Here is a 1545-nt window from a genome sequence, read left to right on the forward strand (position 1 = left end):
CCACGTTATAGAGACGAAAGCGGGCTCGATGAATCGACGTCGCAAGCGCCGGTTGCCATTCGCGGCCTACGCCGCCCTCATCTTCAATGCTGCGCTTTGCGTTACGCCATTCATGGCGTCTCACGTCATTTCGACCGCCTATGGCGACAAGCGCCCGGCGTTTGCCGCGACCCCCGAAGCCATCACCGCCACCCGCCAAGCGATGGATGAGCGCTTCCAGCAGATTTCCGCCCGTCCCGATAAAGCCTCGCGCGACGTCTGGTCCGAGATGGTCCGCACCTCGCTTGATGAAAAAGAGCTGCGCCGGGTCCGCGGCCTGCTGCTTGGCGCGCCTGCCATGCTCCACGGCAAGGATGGCGACGCCCTCCGCGCCCGAATCGCGGTTGCCAGCGGCTCGGGTGAAGACGCCCTGATCGACGCCGCCGTGGCTTACCTGCCGGAAGACCTGCAGGATGAGTACGAGCGCCGCACGACCCCGCTCCAGTCCATTTTCACCGCCTCCGCTCCGGCTTCCGCCGTTCCCGGCGCGACCCCGGCTGTCGCCACCGCGCCCACCGCCACCCTGACGGCCGGCCGGGTGGAAGACGCCCCGATCGAACTGAACCGCCTCGGCGACCTGCCGCAGCACACCCGCACCGCCGTCGGCTGGGCGAACGACGACCACACCGACGTCACGTCCTTCCTGCTCTCCGGCATCGGCCTGATCCTGGCGGATCCGGAAGCCCGCGCGGGCGCCTCGGTTGCGATCTCGACCTTCCTCACCCGCAAGGAAGGCACCGTCCCCTACAAGCTCTACCTGCAGAAGCGCATCGAGGACGTCGTCCCGGTCGAGGAAATGAAGCGCCTGCTGGCCGCCGAGTTCTCCAACGAAGTCGGCTACACGCCGCGCAATGCCCAGGTCGTCGAACGCGTCTTCCGCACCTCGATCGACAAGGAAAAGCTCGCCCCGCTGCTGGAAGAATTCCGCATCCTCCGCCAGATCGCGCAGGACACCTCGACTGAAAGCGCCGTCGCCATCATCAGCCGCATCAAGGATCGTGGCGATGTCAGCCGCGCCCAGCTCGTTGCCCGTGCGGGCGGCGACCGTGTCGTGCCGCTGGCCGACTATGACGGCGAGAACCTGCTCGACACCGCGCGCACCACGGTGACCTGGACCAACGCCCTGCGCATGCAGGTGGCCGGCCTGCTCGCCTGCCTCGCCCTGCTTGGCTTCGTGGCGGTCTCGGTGTTCTGGAAGTCGTTCACGCGCGACAAGCCGAAGAAGGTCAGCGCCGTCTATCTGATGGACGACTACGGCGCGGCCAGCTGATCTAGCCGGCGGGAACCTGCAGACCGAACGCGCCGATCACGCCGACGATCATCATCTGCACGGCCAGCGCCGACAGGATGACGCCGAAGATGCGCGTGATGGCGCCCGCGATCTGGTCGCCCATCACCTTCAGCAGCGGACCCGCCGCCAGGAAGATCAGGCCGGCCAGTATAAGGTTCGCGGCAATCGCAAATGAGACAATGCTGATGCCGACAGCGTCGCCGCCAGCATTCTGC

2 protein-coding genes are annotated in these 1545 nt (G+C 66.6%); one reads left to right on the top strand and one right to left on the bottom strand.

The window, feature by feature from the left end; genetic code table 11:
- The coding region (locus tag EON91_RS14410) for a hypothetical protein (protein ID WP_292096092.1) at positions 1-1309 on the top strand (1309 nt) is incomplete at its 5' end.
- Position 1310: 1 nt separating this feature from the next.
- On the opposite strand, the gene EON91_RS14415 is transcribed toward EON91_RS14410, so the two are convergent.
- Positions 1311-1545: MarC family protein (locus tag EON91_RS14415; RefSeq protein ID WP_292096094.1), on the bottom strand; the 235-nt coding region annotated here is incomplete at its 5' end.

The organism is Brevundimonas sp., from assembly GCF_004210735.1.
Classification (GTDB): Bacteria; Pseudomonadota; Alphaproteobacteria; order Caulobacterales; family Caulobacteraceae; genus Brevundimonas.